This is a genomic window from Candidatus Frankia alpina, assembly GCF_902806485.1.
Lineage (GTDB): Bacteria > Actinomycetota > Actinomycetes > Frankiales > Frankiaceae > Frankia > Frankia alpina.
The window spans coordinates 1-404 of the sequence record NZ_CADCWT010000598.1; the positions used below are offsets into that span (position 1 = coordinate 1).

Consider the following 404-nt stretch of genomic DNA (forward strand, 5'->3'; position numbering starts at 1 on the left):
ACTCACACCCCGCAACAATTACCCAACGTCACAAATCGACGCCGGGAATGGCTCAATGACCGCCGCCACACCGATCGACTTTTCGGTCTATGACGCTGACCAGCACTACTACGAAGTCGCCGACAGCTTCACCCGGCACCTCGACCCGAGGTATTCATACGCGTTTCGCTGGGTCACGGACAAGGCCAACGGCCGCACCCAGTTGTTAGTCGACGACAAAGTCTTCAGGTTGATCTCCAACCCCACCTTCGACTCGGTGGGAAAGCCCGGTGCACTCGCGGCCTACTTCCGCGGCGAGAACACCGAGGGGCAGAGCTTCAAGACGATGATGGGGCGGATGGAGCCGATCCGTCCCGAGTACACCCGTCGAGCCGAGCGTGCCGTCGTCATGGCAGGCCAGTGGG

1 pseudogene is annotated in these 404 nt (G+C 61.1%); it reads left to right on the forward strand.

Going from position 1 to position 404, the window contains the following annotated elements:
• Positions 1 to 55 precede the first annotated feature (55 nt).
• Positions 56 to 404: pseudogene (locus tag G6R25_RS24660) on the forward strand (amidohydrolase family protein); the annotation flags it as partial.